Here is a 19,261-nt window from a genome sequence, read left to right on the forward strand (position 1 = left end):
TGTGCGACTCGGCGTTACTGGAGCCATTTCCATCGTCTGGCCCAATCCAGCAAGATGTCGCGTCGCCATTTGAGAACGGTTTTTGCGCCTTGCTGCCGACCATCAAAAAGGGCCGGGTCTTTCCGGTCGGTGAACCAGTTGGGCCCTAATCGGAAATCGTCAGCGTCCTGTTTACCCGGCCATATATTGTTGACAACAAACGTTCCGGTTTGAGTGGCAAAGCCCGGAATAGTTGAGCGGATGCTATACGTCAACGTTTCGGCCTGCTTGGGAACGTACATGATCGCGTAGTGCCCTTTCCCCAGGTAGTAACCCGGCCATTTCTGCTCACCAATCTGCGCCTGAACGACCATCGTAAAACAAGCTGAATCGGTCGCCAAATTGATTTCAGGGCCTCTGAAATGGAATTCCATCACCGAATACACCCCCACTGTATCGGTAAGGGTCGTATTGCGATTGAAGATCGTTCGGGGACTGTGGGTAAATGGTTCAAAACTCCCTCCCCAACTTTCCCGCGATGGGTTGGCCGGGTCGCCATCCATCACATAGAGTAATGATGGCGTGTCACCCATCTTGGGATTTCCCTTGTAGTAGTTCTTAAAATCGTTACCCAGAAAACCAGCTTCACGGATATAATGGTCGTAGTAGTTACGCGTATTCAGGCTATCGGGCGACCCCGTATTTGAAAAGAATCCGTTGTAGGAGCCGTTCGCTTCGATGAACCATAGATTAGGGAAGTTCCGGGCAATGTACGCGTAGCTGTTCGCGCTCCATTTCTTATTGGGGCCACCGATCCAGTACACCCGAATGCGGCTTTGAATCGAAGGATCATCATGCAGCGCCTGGGCCACGTCTTCTAATCCACCCCAAACAAGTACCCACAACGGCTGTTTACCTGGCTTTTTGGCACATTTGATAACCCAGTCAGACCCTTCCGTAGCCGACGTATACCCTTTGAAAGGTGCTGCCCCATGCCGCCCCTGCTTGCACACCGCCCGCAACGCATCGGGCGAAGGATAGCCCCGATTGTGCTGACGAAGTTTGGGCAGGTCTTTCTCGTACAAGTCGATCATGGCCAGCAGATTCTGCTTGGTGCCGTTCCCGTACGAAGGCGATGAAACAAGTCCCTCCGTTTCGAACCGATCGCTGTACATCAGGAAATGGGTCATGGACTGATTATCGTCCGGATCGGTGCCCCCAATGTCGGTACTGATTAATATACGCGGCTTGGCAGGCACGGGGTTCTGAGCCATAAGCGCCAGTGGTACCAGAGCCAACCAGTAAATAAAAAGGACTTTTTTCATAATCAGTGTCTGAATATCAGGCCATAGAGGTTGTTTGAGCGAATCTATTTAGAGCGTTTTGTCCAGGTAGGGGGAGGGCAGATGCCGTATAATTTCGCTGTACACTACGGCTTGCGGGTAGTGGGTAGCCAGACCGATTGCGCCGAAAAGATAGTCGCCAGCGTATACTGTCTGGCCTCTCTGGCCGATAACTGCTTCGACCACCCTACTCGTTTTGCCGTAGTTCCACCGGGCCCCGTACTGCCATATTCGGCGTAAAAGACCGTCTTTTCATTGGCCGCATTGCCCCAGTTATCCCAGCCAGTGGGCAAAATATGATCGCCCATATCGGTCCGGATGAAAATGGTTTTGGCACTAGGTCGCCAGGGACGGCCCAGATATACTTTTCGGGCAGATGGATCAGCAATGAGTTTGCAGTCGAAGAAAACAAAGCCATATGCCTGATAATCGGGTGTAGCGGCTGCGGTGATGAATGAATCGGACAGGCTTCTGATGGTACAGGCCTGAAAAACGGCGATCGATTTACCGAATATAAAATCGGTGGTTCCTTCGATATAACAGTTTTCATAATACTGTCGACTGCCTTCGGCGGCTGCGTAGAGCGTGTCCTGATTCCCCAAGAGTACACAGTTTCGGCAGACAAATCGATCCGCATCGACATGCAACGCAACCGCCTGCCCCACCCGACCAGCCGTGTTGCGAATGGTCAGATTTTCCAGGATAATGTCGGGAGCATCGACCAGCACGGTATAGGACGTATAGGTACTGAATTTACTATTTCCAGTCCCGTCTTTGCCGCCAGGGTAAGCTTTGCCCGAGTAATCGTCGCCCGTGATAATGACGCCTTCTTTACTTTCGCCGATAATATGAATATTGGGTTTCCAGGATGGAATAACGAGTTTTTCGGCATAGGTGCCATTTTTAACGACCAGTGTAACACGCAACTGCATATGATCGCGGAAGCTATTGACGGCATCCTGAATGGTCTTATAATTGCCACTTCCATCCTGAGCAACAGTAAAAGTGATGGAGGTCGTAGGGGACAGCGTTGACTGACCTATGGCAACCTGCGCGCAGACTACCAGGCAAAAAAGCAGAAGCAGTTGTTTCATTTATAGGAAATAGGACGTTCGGCAGATTCCATACTCGCGGCTCGGCCACGATTGTCTATTTGGCTTTTTCTGGTTTCACAATGCGGTCGGCAAGGTCAAGTTTTAGTGATTTGATGTTTGCCAGAACTATTTCGGCCATACGACGGGCACCCAGTTCACTGAAATGCGTATTGTCTTCTTTACCTTCCGGGTAATTGGGGTGTTCGCCCGGTGCTAACTGAAGAAACAAAAGTTTCGAATTTTCGACGCCAAACTGCTGGAGAAGCTGCTGGCTTTGGGTATCTAGATCAATCAAGGGCGTTTTATTTTCTGCGGCAACCTTTCGTACCAGTTCAGCATAGACGGTATGCGTGCCTTCAACTTTTCCGGCTTCATCGAATTTTCGACGCGCCACAGGAGTGATGAGTACAGGAGTGGCTTTTTTGGCTCGCGTTTCGGTAATAAACCGTAGCAGGTTGGTCCGAAAATCAGCTTCGGTTGTATAGCTTTTCTTGGTCGGCACTTCATCGTTATGCCCAAACTGAATGAACACGTAATCGCCCTCCTTTAGCTGATCGACAACGGGTTGCCAACGATTTTCCTCGATAAATGTCCGGGTACTCCGCCCGTTCTGCGCCCGGTTATCGACCGTAACGGTTTCGTCGAAAAAATAGGCGAACGGCATCCCCCAGCCTGTTTCGGGATAGGCTTTCACCTGCTTGATCGACATGGTCGAATCGCCGATCAGGTAGACGGTAATTTTAGTGGGTGGCGTAAAAGCGGAAAGCACCAGGAGGATAGCCAGAAGCGAAAATCTATGCATCGGTATCATGATATTGAGTGATTGAGTGAATTAGTGATTGAGTGACCGTGACTAAAACAAACAGTAGCTCCAACTCATGACGTTTACTTACTCGACATCAGTAAGAGATTCTTTTCCTGGGCACCCTTATTAAATTCTGCTTTGGTCTGTGCTTTCGTTGTATCGGTGTTTCTGACTTCGATGGCCTGGCTTCGTTCGCCATTTATCGAAAACAGCAGGCTGGCTTTCGGATCGTATCGAATAGCGTCGAAGGTCAGGTTGTTGCTATTGTCGACCAGAATAACCGGCTTGGTACTTTGGGTAATGAGCTGAACATCCTTCAGCCGAATACCACTCGCGTCGATCAGTTCCACGCCCTTGTCGGCCTGTAGCACCAGCTTTTCCATCACAATGTTCTTAATCGGCATTTCGGGTAAACCACGAATAAAAACGCCCTTGCTGGCCCCGTTGCAAACTATGTTTTCAAACTTCATGTCCCGGAATATCGGCGTTCCTTCGTTGACCACAGGGCGTTCGTCGCGTTCACTATCGGTTGCGAACTTCACGAAATAATACATATCGAAGAAGATGGCTTCCTGCGCGATGTCTTTCATATAAATGTCTTTCGCATAGATATGCTCAACCACCCCACCCCGACCGCGTACCGATTTGAAACGTAGCCCTTTATCGGTACCCATAAATGTGCAGTTGTAGACGAAGATATTCCGCGCTCCGCCACTCATCTCACTACCGATAACAAATCCACCATGACCATTGTATACGGTATTGTTTCGGATAATGCCGTTTTCGGTTGGCATACCGCGTTTACGGCCTTCTTCATCCTTTCCGGATTTGATGCAGATGGCATCATCGCCCACATCGAGCGTGCAGCCTTCGATCAGGAAATTTTTACAGGATTCAATATCCATCCCATCGCCATTATGAGCGTATTCAGGGTTTTTAGTCGTTACGTTGCGGATGGTCAGTTCCTGACACATAAGCGGATGCAGACACCAGGCGGGTGAGTTCTGGAACGTCACTCCCTCCAGCAATACGTTTTTACAACCCGTCAACACCAGCAGGTTAGGCCGTAAAAAGTCTTTCATATCGGCAAAGTCCTGCGGGGTTTTACCGGCTGTCAGAAGCATGCTTTTGTTTTCGGTACTAGCCCGTTTGAACTGCTCGCTCGGATACCAGGTTTTCCCGTCCTCTTTCAACACACCTCCCGATTCCACTTTTTCTTTCCACTGCGGTTCGGTCAACTGGCTCTTATGGACCGCCCGCCAGACATCGCCGTTACCGTCTATGATTCCCTGCCCCGTAATGGCTACATTCTGGAGGTTCATTCCCGATATAGGCGACTGATTCCGGGCGGCTTTTTTGCCTTCATACGTTCCTTCAACCAGCGCATACTGGCTTTTGTCGGTTGTAAAGAGCAGCGTTGCCGACTTCTTCAGATGAAGATTGACATTACTTTTCAGCTCAATAGGGCCAGTCATCCACAAACCGGCAGGCACCATCACCACCCCTCCCCCTTTTTGGCTACACGCCAGAATAGCGGCATTGATGGCCTTGGTATTCAGCGTAACGCCGTCGGGTTTTGCTCCCTGTGTCAGAATCGAAATCGTGTCCTTACGAAACGTTGGCTGGGTTATTTTCGGCAGGTTGGTCCAGCTATATATCTGGGCTGAAACCGCCAGTGGCGCCAGAGCGACGAGAATAACGTTGAGAAATCGGCGGCTTTTTTTCATGCTTTCTAGGCTGTTTTTTGCTAGTAATAGAACGCAGATTGTTATGATCCTTATGATTTACACAGATCATGATAAATCATAAGGATCATAATAATCTGCGTTCTATTGGTATCCAGCATTTTGGGTAAATTCAGTTTTATTGGTTACCGCATCCAGTTGAGTTTGCGGGATTGGTCGTAGGACATGATAATCCTGAAGATTGACAGCATTATCAGGGGCATCGAGCCGGACACGCTCCAGCAATTTACCCGTACGTTTCAAATCGAACCACCGAATCTGCTCACCAGCCAGTTCGCGGGCTCGTTCGTCCAGCATAAAATCAAGATTCATCTGCGTGGAGGTTACCTGCATGGCAGCCGCCTTACCTGATTTAGCGGCCCGTGTTCGCAGGACGTTTACATAATCGGCAGCCGCCTGTAGATTACCCAGCTTCATCTGGGCTTCAGCCGCAATCAGGTACACCTCAGCCAGTCGGATCACAAACACATCCCGCGCACTCTGGGCTTCGTTCAGGCTGGCCCGCGTGGGGTCCATAAATTTCGACAAAGTCGGGTAACGGAGGTTATCTTTTACGGTTCCGTTGGCGTTGTAAATCTTACTACGATCGTAGGTCTGGTATTTGCGGGTCGCTTCAAATGCATCGGGAATTTCTTTCCGGGTGCAGTATACCGCCGTATCACCCAGGTTCATACCGGCCGGACGCGAGGTCGAATTGGCAAACCACACCTCCTGGAATGAGCCTTCATAGCGGGCATCGTTATCGCTGTAGAGGTCGAGCAGGTAACGCGTAGGCATGTATCGATTGAAAGGCCGCCCGTTCGGGATGTCGCGGGTCATGCCGGGCCGATCGTCGTACTTCATCAGAAACAGAAGGTGGCCGTTGTTGCTCCCCCGGCTGTGGCCGTAGGGATTAAAAGTCGAGTTGGCCAGGTCGTTAAGGGCCAGATTCGTCGAATAATCGACCACGTAAATAGCCTCTTTGGTTTTCAGATTGCTCATCTTCCAGAGGTCAGCATAGTTGGCTTCCAGCTTGTAGGTGTTACTCGCAATAACGGCCTGCGCCATGTCCAGCGCTTCTTTGTTCATTCCTCGGGTCAGGTACATCCGCGCCAGAAACGCCTGGGCAGCGCCCTTCGTCACTTTTCCATACTGAGGCTGGGTAACGGGCAGATTGGCAACGGCAAATTTCAGGTCCTCAAAGATCTGGTTATAAAATGTCTCGACCGGAGTCCGATTGGCCGTCGATACAATGCCGTTGGTTTCTTCTGTCGTAAAATGAACGCCACCCCAGGTTTCGACAATATGCCAGTAGTAAAACGCCCGCAGGAATCGCAGCTCACCTTCGCGAATTGGCCGCAGCGTTGCGGAAAGACCGGCTTTATCGATACGGGCGATACCGCCGTTGCAGAGATTGACAGCTGCATAAAACTCCCGCCATTCGCTCACCAGCGCGCCATTACTCCCCTGTAAGTTCAGGTATTGCGTCAGATCGCGGTATACTTCGCCCGATCCACTGGTCCAGATGTCGGTTCCGGTTTCGGCAATGTTGTATCCTTCCTCTTTACCGTACCACCAGCGCTGATAGGTGTAGGCGGCATTCACCAGGGTCTCGAACCCTTCGGGGGTCGTATATACGGTTTCGGCAGTCAGACCGCTGGGGTTATATTCGTCCAGTACATCCTTACACGAGACGAGTGTAAGCAGGGATAACACCAATAACCCCGTCTTTTTAAAAAAATAGGTATTCATGATCAATAGCAGTGTTAGGGGTTATAGACTGACGTTCAGGCCAAAAACATAGAGTTTAGTCATCGGGAAGTTTTCGGAGCCACCACGCTCAGGGTCGTAATTGAGCTTGGTAAAGGTGAACAGGTTTTTGCCCGTTGCATACAGCCGCACACTCCGAATTACTTTCGAACGCAGGAAACTAGTCGGGACGTTATAGCCCAGCGTGATATTCCGAATCCGGGCAAACGAGCCATCGACATAACCCAGCGTCGAGACGTATTTGAGGCCCCCATTTTTATTCGGACGAGGGTATGCATTTGTCGGATTTTCGGGCGTCCAGTAATCCAGTCCGGCGGTGCTGTTGCCTACTCCCTGCTGATCGAAACGGGCCGAACGGTCGGAGTTGATCATCTGTCCAATGCGTGCATAAAGGAACACATTCAGATCGAACCCCTTGAATTTGATGGTATTGTCGAAGCCACCGCTCCATTTAGGCCGGGGCGTCCCCAGAATGATCCGGTCGTTGACGGCATCAATTTTTCCGTCGCCATTCTGATCCTTCACCTTGATTTCACCGGGCAACTGCGTAGGCGAGATCTTGGCAGCGGCATCGACTTCCGAGGTTTGCCAGATTCCTAGTTTTTCATAATCGTAAAATACGTTGATGGGCTGACCAATGAACCAGCCGTTGCCAATATCGTTGCCTCCCGTCACCAGTTCCGTAATTTCTTCCTTGTTTTTGGTAAAGGTGACGTTGCTAGTCCAGCTAAAGTTGTTGGTACGAATGTTGGTACTTCCCAGCGTTACTTCAATACCCCGGTTGCGGGTTTTGCCGATGTTCTGCTTTACGGTCGTTACGCCGGTCGTTGGGGGCAGGCCACGGTCCAGCAGCAAAGCTTCGGTTCGGGTATCGTAGTAGTCGATCGAGGTGTTGATGCGCCCATTGAACAAGCCAAAGTCCAGGCCGAGGTTTTTGGTGTACGACAACTCCCAGCCCAGTTCAGCATTACCCACGTTTCGCGAAAAGGTGTAAGCAGGGGCGGCTATGTCATCATAACCAAAGGCAATCCGGGTGAGCGTGGTCTGGGTGGCGTAGGGCCCCGACGGATCATTACCGGCCACCCCATAGCTGGCCCGTAGTTTCAGATCGCTAAGTCCTTTTACGCCCTGCATGAATTTTTCTTCGATCACGCGCCAGGCAAACGCTGCCGATGGGAAGAACGTCCATTTATTGCCCGTAGCCAGTTTCGACGAACCATCTTCACGAGCAGTTAGTGTGAGCAGATACCGATCCCGAAAGGCATAATTCAACCGACCAGCAAACGAGACGAGGTTATTTTTAGAATAGGCTGAGTTGATCTTGATCTCTTCTGTTGCACTGCCTAGCGAGTAGAACAACTGCGACGGTAATAACTGATTCACACCCGACGCTGACACATTATCCGATGAGTTACCAATGTAGCTGGCGATTCCCGTAAAGGTAAAAGCATGCTGGTCCAATGTACGCTGGTAGGTCACAACGTTTTCCCAGTTGATGCTGCGGCTGTTGCTGGCATCGTAGGTCGCCAACGATTTACCCGTCAGGGAACGGTCAATGGATTTAGGCGACGAATAGGCCCCATTCCGAATCGACGCCAGGTTCACGCCCAGCGTACTCCGAACCGTAAGCCCTTTTAAGGGTGTTAGCTCCATATAGCCGTTGGTCAGAATGCGAGTGGTCAGGATCGAGTTATTGAACACATTGGGTTGCTCGTCGGATAAGGGGTTAGCCGTCTGACCGTCGAGCATGATGTAGTTAAAATTGCCGTTGGCATCATAGAGCGAACCGAGCGGGCTAATTTTGTTGGCCTGGTTCAGTGGGTCACGACGCACACTCTGGTCGTAATAGGTGAGCTGCGTCGACAGGCCGATCTTCATCCAGTTATTGATAGTATAATCGACATTCAGCCGCCCCGTATAGCGTTTGATCTCATCCAGTTTCAGGATGCCTTTTTCATTATAATAATCCACCGACACATACGATTTCAGCTTATCGGTGCCCGACCGGAACCCCACCTGATAGTCCTGCTGTAGTCCATTATGAATCAACGCATCCTGATAATCAGTCCAGATACCATTCTGTAACGCATTGTACTCGGCTACGTTGGTAAAAATGGCGGCATCATCGGCCGGGCTTTTCCAGACACCAGCCGCCCGCCAGGCTTCCCGCTTGAAATCGCGAAAGGCATTGATATCCATCGCTTTCGGATACATGGTCACCTCAGAGATGCCCGAATAGGCATTGAACGAGATATCGGGTTTCCCCAGCTTTCCTTTTTTGGTCGTGATCAGAATGACCCCGTTAGCGCCCCGCGATCCGTAGATGGCAATCGAAGACGCATCTTTCAGCACATCCATCGTTTCAATATCATTAGCATTGATATCTTCCAGGTTGCTGTACTGAATCCCATCGACAATGATCAGGGGTGCGTTATTGCCACCAATCGACCGGTTCCCCCGAATTCGGATGCTGACGCCAGCCCCCGCCTGACCACTGTTGCGGGTAATGTCGGCTCCGGCAATCTTACCCTGAGCCGCTTCCAGTACATTGGCTGTCGGCACTTCTTTCAACTGTTCACTTTTGAGCTGAACCACAGAGCCCGTCAGGTCTTTTTTCCGAACGGCACCGTAGCCAATAACCACCACCTCATCGAGTGAGCTAACGTCAGGCACCATCGACACATTGATGGTTGTCTGATTCCCCACCACAACATCCTGGCTCTGATAACCTACAAACGAAAATGTTAAGGTAGTGCCGTTGCCGTCGGGCACCGTGATGCGGTATTTCCCGGTTGCATCCGTTGTAGCGCCACGGGTCGAACCTTTCACCACCACACTAACGCCCGGTAGCGGTGCATTTTTTTCGTCCGTAACTGTTCCGGCCACGGCCTGTTCCATCGGGGCAACAGTCGGATTGCTGACCTGCGTTTGAGCTTCATTTTCCGTATCCAGCACGATCTGCCCACCTACAAGCCGATACGTCAGTTTGAGCGGTTTGAGCAATTCGGAAAGGGTTTCGGTCAATGATCTGTCTTTTACCGAGATGGTCACCGGCTGGTTGGGATTGACGGTTTTAGAGCTGTACACAAACCGGGCGGAGGTCTGGCGTTCGATCTGGCTTAACACCGTCCGCAGCCGTTGCCCTTCAACATTGAGCGTAACGGGCCGAGTCATCAACTCCTGCGCTTTCCCATCGAACGCCAGCGAAAAACTCGTGCAGGCAACCATCAGGAAAAGCTGAGTAAGCGATAGTTTCATAAGCCTCAAAAATGAATGAGCACGTAGGCCGGTTGAGCAGCCTGTTGGTAAGGGTACTCTTTTTTTCATACCTTTAAAGGGTTTGTTAAATGGAAATTTGACAACGACCTCCTGTGTACGGGGCATGATTCGCGGTCTGCCCGTTCAGGAGAAACATCGACGCTGGCCTATGTTAGCCGCATGGCCAGCGTCACTTTTTAAGTCAGAAGAAGGGTTGTTACATAGGCCCGTTCGATTTAATGAATAATGGACAATGGGTAATGAATAGTGTTCTTCCGGTAATCAGGCCATTACCCATTCTGTATTCCCCATTCGGCATTATCCATTATCCATTGTTCATTTTACATTATACATTACTCATTTATTCGCACCCTTTGCCGCTGATCAGGATTGTAGTTCCCTGCACTTTGTAGCTGGACTTTAGAGCGGCACAGATAATATCCAACTGAGTGTATAAAGGCTGGTTGGTTAAATCGGCAGTGAGTGGGCAGTTGTTCTGCTGTTCATTTTCGACCTCAATGGCAATCCCATAGGCCTGTTGCAGCCGACCCAGCACCTCCGATAAAGGCGTATCATCAAACTGAAACGACAGTTGTTTGGCTTCAACAGTCGGTTTCTGAATCAATACCGGTTTCTCGACCAGCCCCGTCACGAAATGTTGTGCTTCGGCAAAAAAGGTGGCGGCCTGATTTGGAGTAAGCACAACGCCGTTATCATCTTTCTTCTTCGGCGATTTTTCTTCGTATACCGCCACCCGACCCGTTATTACCTCCACACGAACCTGTCTGGTAATGGCCTGTGTGCGGATAAAAAAGCTGGTTCCGAGTACTTTCGTGACGATACTGCCCGTATGCACGAAGAACGGGCGCGACGGCATCTTCTGAATGTCGAAAAAAGCGTCGCCAGTCAGGTAAACCGTTCGATGATCTGCTGCAAATGTTTTGGGAAATCGTATGGAACTCCGGGCAGCTAAATGAACCTTGCTCCCATCATCCAGGCGAACCAGCATTGATTTCGATGTGGTGTTGGTCCGCTCCAGCCAATTGGTACCAACTGACGTTGTTTGCGCCGTATTCGACTCCAGTTTCTGGAATGTCTGTCGGCTGAAGAACCAGCCAGCCAGGAGTAACACAGCGGCTGCAACACCCACCCACCGATAGCGGGTTGCAGGCATGGCAACGATACGGGCCTCGTCGGCGGTCTCGTCATCATGCAGTTTACGCTGCATCTGGCTCCAGAGCCGATTTTCCAGCTCTACCCAGTCCAGGTCCTGCCCCGACTCGCCCGTTTCGGTTTCCAGCGAACCATACCAGTGTTCCACAAAGGCTTTCTCTTCGGGTGTGCATTCTCCCCGCAAATACTTCTGTAAAAGTTGCCCGAACGATTTTCGGCTCATGGCCCTGTAGCAATGGTTTCCTTTCTAGAGTCAAGGAAAGAGGTAGCCAACCGCAATCGATCCAGTTATTTATTCAAAAGATACAATCATTATTGACATTCAGGGCTATAATTATTGATATAATGCTATTGTCTTAATCAATAGTTCTAGTCGTAAATCGTCAGTGAATAAGAGGGTTGGCGTAAGTGTAGGATCTTGGTTGGTATGTGCCACGACCTATGTGCTCAGGCGTAACTTAGTTACCGTAGTCTACAAAGCGATTTTGGGTGATCCCTGGCAACGACAAAAAAATAGCCTAATGAAAATCCATTAGGCTACTCCTGTTGACTTAAACGTTAGTGCCAGCTACGACATCTACTTTATCAGAATCCCGTTAGCTGAAACAATTGTATGTACCGTCCAGCGTCGGTCGGCACGTATCGGTTGTAAACGATTTTATCCCCTTTGTTGGACCAGACTACCGCATTGATCGGGCGTTGGTCGTCTGCTGACCGGGGGGTAAGACGACGGTGGTTGCCATTGGCCAGATCGGTCACGAAAATGCTGTTATCAGCTGTATAGGCAACCTGCTTCCCATCGGGGCTGAAGTTGAACGTCGTCTGTATCGAAAACGGCTGGTGCGTCAGTTGCCGAATCGGACCGCCATTGGGCGAAACACCAAAGATCTGGATTACTCCTGCAGCGTCTTTAGCCAGGAACCCAATGAGTGAGCCGTCTGGTAAGCTCCGTAACCAATGCCGGGGTCCTTCAACACCGTGTTCCGTAAATGTGATCCGGCGCTGGGTGACACCTGCGGGTGGATTAGGGCGGGTAGTTGTCGTACCCTCCAGTGGCAGGCCGGGTTTCGCTCCGGTCAGGTCCTCCGGCAAATCGGCCACAAACACTTCCGTAACGAGTTGATTGACCTTATTCCGAACATTACCCTGAAATGCAATGGCTCGCTTTTGCCAGCTACCATCGGCTTTACGGTATCCAGTATGGCCAATCCAGGTTTCATCGAACGCTCGCTCAATCTCGTCAGAACCCAACGTAGGCTGCTCGGTCACCTGCGTAATAATGGTAGCAAACCACTCCCCATCAAAGCAATCCGCATCGTTCGAATCATGAACCTTTACGGGATGAGCGGGACTTAAAACCCCTACCGTCCGAAGGTCTTTTACGGCTGGGTTCGTTTGGGAAAGCCGCTCCATGACTTCATCGTTATACGTAAAGCTGATGCGCTGTCCGTCATCACTCCACTGATGGGCATGTGTGCCACCACGCAAAGCCCCCGGCACAAACGGAGGGCTAAGGCATCGACCATCCAGAAAGTGGGGCTTCTGAGGCTGGTTGACATCGACCAGCACCCCGGTTCGCCGACTCATCGCATATGGATAGCGGGCATCAGCGTTTCGGAGCCCATGCAGGAACAAAACCTTTGCTTCCGTAGGCGAAAACGTAACCGCGCCCGCTCCGGGGCCGTATTCAGTCTGGTTGGTCGTTCGATACAACAGGCTGGTTTTTCCTGTGCGCACATCGAATAGTTCAATCGAGCTGGTTTGCCCTAAACCCGTATCGACATTACGCGTATCGTACACCATCCAGCGGTCGTCTGGCGAAAAAACCTGGTTATTATTCAGCGTATGACCTTTGGCATCGAAAGTCAGTTGCGTTTCAATGGGCATGGGTTGTTGTTTTCCCGACAGCAGGAGCCCTAAAAGAGCCAGCCAGCCGAGTATCAGATGGTGAAGCATGCAATGTTTCTCGCTAGTTTTCAGGCATCAACCCATATCCGCATAGTGTACATCGGAATCGAAGCTTAGGCCAAACTGGTCTAGTACCTCCTTAGGAGGGCCTGCCCACTGGTGGGGGGTATTTCCCATATAGCCGAGGTAGGCAATACCGGCCTTGCTGGTGAAGTACCCAGCGGCCGTCAGGTTGCGCATACGCGAAAAGAACGCTACGCCATGCATATGTTCGGGTTTAGCTTTAGCCGGATAGGCAATATCGTCCACTACAGCAATGCGCTGGGGCACCGTACAATCCGTAAACGCCTTCCCAAAACGCTGGCGGCATTCGTGATCCAGCCAGCTCAGTCCTCCCCGAACCGGGGTCTGCATATCGGGCTGATCTTTGAGCATAAACTCAATAAACTGGGGTACACCTACCTGTGATGCACTCGGCGACCGGGCATCGGCCGGCAGAATGATGTCGCACAGCAAGGTAACGGTAGCCAGTTCGTGGGCCGTCAGGAATTTGGCGGCTTGCAGGGCATTGTCCCGGCGTTGCTCTTCGGGGGATTTTCCGTTTTTGAACTCCGTAATAGCTGCCTTTGGTACAGGAACCGTTGGGGAAGCCTCTGGGGTGGCAGCCGAAAAACTCAGGGTAGTCAGTGGAAGCGATTTTAGAATGTCCCGGCGGTTCATAGGGCTTTCTTTTTGATTTGGTCGATGATATAGTCCGAAGTACGCATGGATGAGGCCAGAATGGTCCAGGTCAGGTTCTTATCGCCCTGTGAAGGGAACGCAGCGGCATCGACCACAAACAGATTTTTGACTTCATGGGCCTGCTGAAATGCGTTAAGCGCAGACGTTTTTGGGTCGTTCCCCATCCGAATGGTACCTGCTTCATGAATAATGCGGCCCGGAGCTTCCAGCCCATAATTTCGGTCGGCACCGGGGGCAGGACTAACCCGCTGTCCACCCATCGCATGAAGAATTTCATCGAAGGTTTGCTGCATATGCCGGGCCTGTTTTATTTCATAATCCGACCATTTGTAATTAAACCGCAAGGTAGGAATACCGTACTGATCCACCCGATTTGGGTCAATTTCGCAATAGTTACTTTCCATCGGTACAGGTTCGCCCCGGCCCGCCATCGAAACAAATGCGCCGTAGTACCGAAGATAATCCTCCTTTAAACTAGCTCCATACCCACCGGCTTCTTTCTTCTTACCACTGGCGTCGGCCATACGCCCATTATAGGCTTCAATACCACCCATGAAACCAGCATCGGGCATACGCATACCGCCCCCGTATTCGATGTGGTACCCGCGTGGGAAATCCAGCTTTTTGTTATCGAGCCACCAGGGTGTATAAATATGGCAGCTCTGGGCTCCATCTTCATTATACCGTTTGCGGTTCATTAGGGCAGGTATGAAACCAGACATGGAAGCCCCCGTTGAATCGTTCAGATACTTACCGACTACACCCGATCCATTGGCCAGTCCACGCTGAAAGCGGGACGATTTTGAATTTAGCAGAAGCCGGGCTGACTGGCAGGTGCTGGCCGCCAGTATCACCATTTTCCCTTTTACAGTTCGTTCCTGCAAACTGTTCTTATCGACGTACGATACCCCTGTGCACAGGCCACTCTGTGGATCGGTCAATACCTCGCGGGCCATCGCATTGTTGATGAGGGTAAGCTTACCCGTTTTCAACGCCGGAATAACCAGTGCCGACGACGATGAAAAATCGGCATAGGCCGAACAGGCTCGGCCACACTGGGCACAATAAAAGCAGGTTCCCCGTTCCTGATTGATGGGCTTGGTCAGTACGGCCAATCGGGACGGAAATACGGGCACACCGATACTTCTAGCTGCCTTGGTAATCAGCATTTCGTGCAGACGGGGCTTGGGTGGTGGCAGAAAAAAGCCATCAGGCTCATTAGGCAATCCAACATTGGTACCAAACACCCCAATAAGCTTATCGACCCGATCGTAGTAGGGTTTCATGTCATCATAGCCAATCGGCCAGTCGGCGCCAATACCGGAAAGGCTGTAGCGCCGAAAATCGTCGGGGCCAAAACGCAGGGAGATACGGCCCCAGTGATTGGTTCGTCCGCCCAGCATCTGGGAGCGAAACCAGTGGAATTCGGTACCCGTTTCGGCAGAATAAGGCTCCCCATCAATTTGCCAGCCGCCCCAGGCAGCGTCGAAATCACCGAACGCCCGAACTGTACTCGCTCCTCTGCGTGGGGATTCGTAGGGCCATTTTAGCTGCGTGATGTACTTCGGATCAGCCGGGTCAAAATAGCCGCCTGCTTCCAGCAAACAGACATTGGCACCTGCTTTGGTGAGTTGGTAAGCCGCCATGCCCCCGCCAGCGCCAGAGCCGATGATAATGACGTCATACATGGCTAATTCTTTACCATTCAGACTGCAAGACATAAATACGTATGAATTTTAATTTGGATAACCCTTGATAAGGCAACACTCCGTTTGTGGCTCAAAAACAAAAACTGGCCTAACCGACATGCCCCAAAACGATAAAAGGAGTAGCCGCCAAAGACGTGTCTTTGAAAAGCATCAACGACAATTTACGTTCGAGACAGTGTCCATTCACGAAGGTCTTACCGTATAATACTGGCAGAATGCCGAATCGTACCTCTCTATTGCCCAAAAAATCGTTCATGGAACGACCCATCAGGCAAACTACGGCTTTTTTCTGGAATCACTACTGCAGAACAGAAGGAATCCTCACAGGAGAGCGAGCGAAATACTGGTCAACGATGGGCTAATGGATTGTCGACCAGGAAAGATATACATAGGCCAGAGCGGGAAGATAATCCCGCAAGTAAACGCGCAGCGTTTTAATGGCCTGGCTAAGATGGTACTCAACGGTTCGTTCGGGCACTTTCAGCCGGGAAGAGATTTCTTTGATGGAATGATGCTCCAGACGGTTAAGCCTGAAAATTTGCTGGGTCTTATCGGGCAGATCGTTCAACTGTCTCTCAACCACACTCATCAACTCGTTTAGTTTGAGTTGTTCATCGGTAGTATTGACAGCTTCGGAAGACAAATCGACGATATAATCCGCATATTTTTCATGGATAATGGTCGCCTTGATGTGGTTGATGATCGCATAGCGAACGGCCGTGAACAGATAGGCTTCTAAATGTTCGACTCGCAGGTTGTCACGGCGCTCCCATAGTTTGAGGAATATATCCTGAACGATTTCTTCCACAATTTCTACGGATTCAACTTTTCGCAGGGCAATGCTATACAGTTTTTTCCAGTAACGCTGATAAATGGCCCGAAAAGCCAGCTCATCGCCTGTCCGCAGATAAACCAGCAGTATTTCGTCCGGCAATGATTTGTAGTTCACAAGTGTACCTGGATTAAACGAGTATAGAAACGTACGGATTTGTCATTCGTAAGCCTCTGGCAACCGGAAACGAACCTGAAACAAATTGTACTTTTTAGCGAAATGACGATTCCCGAGACACCACGAAGCTTCAACTTCTGCTTATTAAATTTCCGTTAATCCTTTACTTTTCCAAGTATACAATTGACTTTTTCTACGCAATCGTTACCGGGAACGTTACCAGTCGACACAAAAAGCCATATATCTCGACCTAAAGACAGAGAGAATAACTATAATCCACCCATACCGCGGGGTTTACCTCGAAAGCGCTTGATTATATTTTTTAAAGATCCCCTGCCTAGCTTAGCCCGAAACTCTCCACGTTGTCAGGCCTATCATTTTCAGGATACAAGCCGACCCTACTGGTTGTAACTAAACGAAGAAGCTAACTTCAAACAACGTATCGAATCTTTTACCGGCGGGATACAGTTCCGCTGAATCGTCCAGACCGGAATCGATCACGTACTATCCAAGCCGATTGTCCAATGGGACCAAGCCAAAGTGGACTACTAATCCACCACCACGACCAATCCACAAAGCCGCTCAACTTCAAAACAAACAGACCCAAAAAGGCAGTGAACAAAACGGCATAAGCCGTAATCGTCAAGCGTACAGGTGGCCGTTCATCCGGATCTCGCTGCCGGAAAAGATGAATATTATTGGTAGACATATAGTTTATGAAAATTCAAATTCAGTAACTTACATAATCTATAACGTATCCCCCTTAATAAGGTTGTAGTATAGTCAATATTGAGAGCAAAAAAATAGCTAATTGAGCGTTTTCTATCAATGAATCAGGCAACGACACACGGCTACTAGCTTAATTCCTGTTTTTGAATCGGGTAATTGGAGCTAACTGTATGTTTGTGCTAATTGTTTTTAAATAATCTATTTATTGAATAGAATTGGCCCGGTCTTTTTCTCTACAGGCTGGGGAAATCTGTATTAATTCTCCCTCACTAGTGTAGAGTTTGCACCCCACAACATTCTAATTGATTTTCAGACAACGGATTAAACAATTGAATTTATTAGCATATATATATTACTAATAGATGTTGTTGAGGTATTTTTTGGTAAAAGATACTAGTCTACAGACTGAGTAGAAGGCTAGATTTCGGTTTTGGCAGAAAAATTGCCACACTCCCGTGGTGTCACTTTTTCTGACTGGGTACTTCATCCAGCCGGGAGTACAAAAAATCGCCCCTGACTAACTTATGCGACAGCCACAAACCTTACTTCTTCTGGGTATCATTACACTAACCCTCCTAGGCTTATTCGTATACTGCGCTGCCCTTATAGATTGGATACAGGATTATCGGACGGGCGTATACACAAACGACTACGCCGAAGCGGTATTGGAAACAGCTGCTATTTTACTCTATACGGTTGGAGGTTTTTTCTTTTTCAGACGGAAAATGGCTCATTAATCCTCCAAAATTCCCATTAAACAGTTTATTGGTTCGCAGATCCTTTAACAAAAAGGATTGAACCATACCAATACCAGAAAACCGAATTTTAATCCCATAGATTTGGTGCATCGGTTTTGTATAAACGGTCTCATATACTTTCCGGGCATTGATAAATATCTGTGCTTTTCGATCAGCTACTTTCAGTTTCAGCGTTCCACCCAGGCGAAGATCAGCACCCAGAAAGCTTAGGTCATCGCGATGTCCATTTTTTTGCACATCGGATGTTTGTAGGGCAGCCCAGTGAACACAACCAGGCTTTATGACATCGAACAGGTGCTGCGACGACTCCCCCCAAACGATCAGACCTACCTGTGAGCAGCGTACACCCGCCCGATCCTGCGATGTAGTCACACGCGTGGTCAGCTCGAAGTTATCACCATCAATGTCAGTAGGCTGGCTGTTGATGAACTCCACAAAAAATGTCCGGTTGGTGTCGATACCGGCATGAGCCGCATCCTGAGCACTCACACTAAGCCGTTTCGTAACCAATAGATCGTTCAGATTGATGGGATAAACCCGACTCGTATCGTGCATCATGTTCGCCGTGGCAGTCCATCCTTTCGTCTGTACATATACCGTTGCCGAATCAACGTTCACACCATCGTGCTGCAGGACGGCAAAATAGCGCCCTGGTCGTTCGTAATAATGTGTGTACACGCTATCAATAGCATTCGTCGTCTCTCGTTTCCCATCGCCATATAAAATCGTAAACAATTCGTCTTTATCAGACTTCTGACGCCGGAGTTCAAAAACAGCCGAATGAGGATTCTCGCCCAGTGGATTCCGACAGATAAACGAGACAGTACCAAGAGGCTCGGTGACTGGCTGGATCAGAAAAATCACCACAGCTAGTAAAGCTATAGCTACCAGCACTAGCCAAAGCCACTTTTGGGCTGCTGGCGGGCGTCTGCTTATGATCGCCTGTTTTGGAAGATCGGGCAGTTGGTTCGGCTCGTTTACAACTGGTTTGGGCTCGATCTGGCGTTCGGCCCATTCCTGTATCTGTACAAAATGCTCCCAGTCGGGATGGCCCAGGTAAATAGCCAGTGCATCGCGGGTCGCTTTTTGGGGATAATAGCGAGCGTCAGTCTTGATCTTACCAAAGATTCGTTTCAGCGTATTGGGACTTATTCGCACACGGGTTTTTCGGAAAAGCACCTGGCTCAGGTTAATGTAATCGCTATTCGTCCAGTTCTCCCGATCTGGTTTGCCAAACGCTTCGCTAACCCGCTGACAACAAACCTCTATCAAATAGAAGGCTTCGGTCTTACCATGTTGTCCATTCTCCGTAATCATATGC

The 19,261-nt window shown here is 49.8% G+C and carries 13 protein-coding genes; all 13 read right to left on the reverse strand.

Annotated elements, in window-relative coordinates; all coding sequences use genetic code 11:
* Window positions 1-14: 14 nt before the first annotated feature.
* Window positions 15-1,304: a nucleoside hydrolase-like domain-containing protein gene (locus BGO59_RS32710; protein WP_293691359.1), complete on the reverse strand. Its 1,290-nt coding sequence runs from the start codon at window positions 1,302-1,304 to the stop codon at window positions 15-17.
* Window positions 1,305-1,408: 104 nt separating this feature from the next.
* Window positions 1,409-2,416, reverse strand: a complete 1,008-nt coding sequence (locus BGO59_RS32715; protein WP_293691361.1) for a pectinesterase family protein — start codon at window positions 2,414-2,416, stop codon at window positions 1,409-1,411.
* Between the two features lie 55 nt (window positions 2,417-2,471).
* Window positions 2,472-3,218: a rhamnogalacturonan acetylesterase gene (locus tag BGO59_RS32720; RefSeq protein ID WP_293691363.1), complete on the reverse strand. Its 747-nt coding sequence runs from the start codon at window positions 3,216-3,218 to the stop codon at window positions 2,472-2,474.
* 83 nt (window positions 3,219-3,301) lie between these two features.
* Window positions 3,302-4,948: a glycoside hydrolase family 28 protein gene (locus tag BGO59_RS32725; RefSeq protein ID WP_293691365.1), complete on the reverse strand. Its 1,647-nt coding sequence runs from the start codon at window positions 4,946-4,948 to the stop codon at window positions 3,302-3,304.
* A gap of 102 nt (window positions 4,949-5,050) precedes the next feature.
* Entirely contained in the window at window positions 5,051-6,697 is a 1,647-nt protein-coding gene (locus tag BGO59_RS32730; RefSeq protein ID WP_293691367.1) for a RagB/SusD family nutrient uptake outer membrane protein, read from the reverse strand.
* Between the two features lie 21 nt (window positions 6,698-6,718).
* The gene (locus tag BGO59_RS32735) at window positions 6,719-10,042 is read right to left on the reverse strand and encodes a TonB-dependent receptor (protein WP_293691369.1); all 3,324 of its coding nucleotides are present in this window, start codon (window positions 10,040-10,042) and stop codon (window positions 6,719-6,721) included.
* A gap of 292 nt (window positions 10,043-10,334) precedes the next feature.
* The gene (locus tag BGO59_RS32740; protein ID WP_293691370.1) at window positions 10,335-11,369 is read right to left on the reverse strand and encodes a FecR family protein; all 1,035 of its coding nucleotides are present in this window, start codon (window positions 11,367-11,369) and stop codon (window positions 10,335-10,337) included.
* 362 nt (window positions 11,370-11,731) lie between these two features.
* Entirely contained in the window at window positions 11,732-13,102 is a 1,371-nt protein-coding gene (locus tag BGO59_RS32745) for a DUF3748 domain-containing protein (protein ID WP_293691372.1), read from the reverse strand.
* A 27-nt stretch (window positions 13,103-13,129) separates the two neighbouring features.
* The gene (locus BGO59_RS32750) at window positions 13,130-13,774 is read right to left on the reverse strand and encodes a gluconate 2-dehydrogenase subunit 3 family protein (RefSeq protein WP_293691374.1); all 645 of its coding nucleotides are present in this window, start codon (window positions 13,772-13,774) and stop codon (window positions 13,130-13,132) included.
* Window positions 13,771-15,516, reverse strand: a complete 1,746-nt coding sequence (locus tag BGO59_RS32755) for a GMC family oxidoreductase (RefSeq protein WP_293691375.1) — start codon at window positions 15,514-15,516, stop codon at window positions 13,771-13,773. The genes BGO59_RS32750 and BGO59_RS32755 overlap by 4 nt, the downstream gene beginning before the upstream one ends.
* A gap of 346 nt (window positions 15,517-15,862) precedes the next feature.
* Entirely contained in the window at window positions 15,863-16,453 is a 591-nt protein-coding gene (locus BGO59_RS32760; protein ID WP_293691376.1) for an RNA polymerase sigma-70 factor, read from the reverse strand.
* A 451-nt stretch (window positions 16,454-16,904) separates the two neighbouring features.
* Window positions 16,905-17,162, reverse strand: coding sequence for a hypothetical protein (locus BGO59_RS32765; protein WP_293691378.1), 258 nt, complete (start codon window positions 17,160-17,162; stop codon window positions 16,905-16,907).
* 703 nt (window positions 17,163-17,865) lie between these two features.
* Entirely contained in the window at window positions 17,866-19,257 is a 1,392-nt protein-coding gene (locus BGO59_RS32770; RefSeq protein WP_293691380.1) for a hypothetical protein, read from the reverse strand.
* Between the last annotated feature and the right edge of the window lie 4 nt (window positions 19,258-19,261).

Source organism: Spirosoma sp. 48-14 (genome assembly GCF_001898575.1).
In the GTDB taxonomy this organism is placed as follows: Bacteria; Bacteroidota; Bacteroidia; order Cytophagales; family Spirosomataceae; genus Spirosoma.

What these genes read in the sequence shown, in the direction of transcription:
- BGO59_RS32710 (WP_293691359.1), bottom strand. Translation starts at nt 1,304, where the DNA reads ATGAAAAAAGTCCTTTTTATTTACTGGTTGGCTCTGGTACCACTGGCG.
- BGO59_RS32715 (WP_293691361.1), bottom strand. Translation starts at nt 2,416, where the DNA reads ATGAAACAACTGCTTCTGCTTTTTTGCCTGGTAGTCTGCGCGCAGGTT.
- BGO59_RS32720 (WP_293691363.1), bottom strand. Translation starts at nt 3,218, where the DNA reads ATGCATAGATTTTCGCTTCTGGCTATCCTCCTGGTGCTTTCCGCTTTT.
- BGO59_RS32725 (WP_293691365.1), bottom strand. Translation starts at nt 4,948, where the DNA reads ATGAAAAAAAGCCGCCGATTTCTCAACGTTATTCTCGTCGCTCTGGCG.
- BGO59_RS32730 (WP_293691367.1), bottom strand. Translation starts at nt 6,697, where the DNA reads ATGAATACCTATTTTTTTAAAAAGACGGGGTTATTGGTGTTATCCCTG.
- BGO59_RS32735 (WP_293691369.1), bottom strand. Translation starts at nt 10,042, where the DNA reads ATGAAAAAAAGAGTACCCTTACCAACAGGCTGCTCAACCGGCCTACGT.
- BGO59_RS32740 (WP_293691370.1), bottom strand. Translation starts at nt 11,369, where the DNA reads ATGAGCCGAAAATCGTTCGGGCAACTTTTACAGAAGTATTTGCGGGGA.
- BGO59_RS32745 (WP_293691372.1), bottom strand. Translation starts at nt 13,102, where the DNA reads ATGCTTCACCATCTGATACTCGGCTGGCTGGCTCTTTTAGGGCTCCTG.
- BGO59_RS32750 (WP_293691374.1), bottom strand. Translation starts at nt 13,774, where the DNA reads ATGAACCGCCGGGACATTCTAAAATCGCTTCCACTGACTACCCTGAGT.
- BGO59_RS32755 (WP_293691375.1), bottom strand. Translation starts at nt 15,516, where the DNA reads ATGTCTTGCAGTCTGAATGGTAAAGAATTAGCCATGTATGACGTCATT.
- BGO59_RS32765 (WP_293691378.1), bottom strand. Translation starts at nt 17,162, where the DNA reads ATGTCTACCAATAATATTCATCTTTTCCGGCAGCGAGATCCGGATGAA.
- BGO59_RS32770 (WP_293691380.1), bottom strand. Translation starts at nt 19,257, where the DNA reads ATGATTACGGAGAATGGACAACATGGTAAGACCGAAGCCTTCTATTTG.